Raw genomic sequence first — 949 nt, forward strand, 5'->3', positions numbered from 1 at the left:
TTGGTTACTTTTTTATCAAGAAAAAAGTAACAACAAAAATTCATTTTCTACTAATTGCGTCAACGCAAACCAAAGAGTTGCTAAATATAATCGAAGAAAAACCACAGTCGTGAACGGATACGTAAAAAGTTGCTTTTACTAATTGCGTCAGCAAATGGATGACTTACTTATCATTTCATAACGTCAAATAACAATGAAAATACCCACTGATTTAGCCCCTGAAGCATGCATCTTTTGTAAGATTGCAGCTGGACTAGCCCCTGCTCATACCATATGGCAAAGTGCAGGTTATATGGCTTTTTTATCGATATTTCCCAATACAAAAGGATTTACAGTAGTAATACCCAAGCAGCACCTGAGTAGCTATATTTTTGACCATCCATTGGAAGAAATTAACAAGTTAATGGCAGCAGCTAAAGAAGTAGCTGACTTATTAGTCCATAAATTTCCAACAGTTGCCAGAACAGCGCTTGTATTTGAAGGATATGGCGTGAACCACTTACATGCTAAATTAATTCCGTTGCATGGGACTAAAGATGGGAGTTGGCAAAAGCTTTCCGAAAATATTACAATCAAATTCGATAGCTATCCTGGTTACATCTCATCTCATGATGCAGAAAGAGAAACAGATGAAAAACTAGCGGATTTAGCTAATTTTTTAAAAAATTAGCTAAATCATCAAATAAACCTAGCATGCTTAGGGCCTTAACCTCTGCTGCGAAAAGTGGTATCTGTTCTTGACTTTGGTAAAAAAGGCTTTTTTATGTATCCGTTCACGACTGTGGTTTTTCTTCGATTATATTTAGCAACTCTTTGGTTTGCGTTCACGAAATTAGTAGAAAATGAATTTTTGTTGTTACTTTTTTCTTGATAAAAAAGTAACCAAAAAATCAAGCGCTGATGAAAAAAGTGGCTGAAAGCTTCGTTTACAGCTGGAAAAACAGGAGCC

At 35.6% G+C, this 949-nt stretch carries 1 protein-coding gene; it reads left to right on the top strand.

Features of this window, described 5'->3' with window-relative positions; all coding sequences use genetic code 11:
- The first annotated feature begins 193 nt into the window (after nucleotides 1-193).
- Entirely contained in the window at nucleotides 194-670 is a 477-nt protein-coding gene (locus tag MUW73_RS04415; RefSeq protein WP_243018661.1) for an HIT family protein, read from the top strand.
- Nucleotides 671-949 lie beyond the last annotated feature (279 nt).

It is taken from the genome of Candidatus Cardinium sp. cByotN1 (assembly GCF_022810525.1).
Taxonomy (GTDB): domain Bacteria; phylum Bacteroidota; class Bacteroidia; order Cytophagales; family Amoebophilaceae; genus Cardinium.

What these genes read in the sequence shown, in the direction of transcription:
- MUW73_RS04415 (WP_243018661.1), top strand. Translation starts at nt 194, where the DNA reads ATGAAAATACCCACTGATTTAGCCCCTGAAGCATGCATCTTTTGTAAG.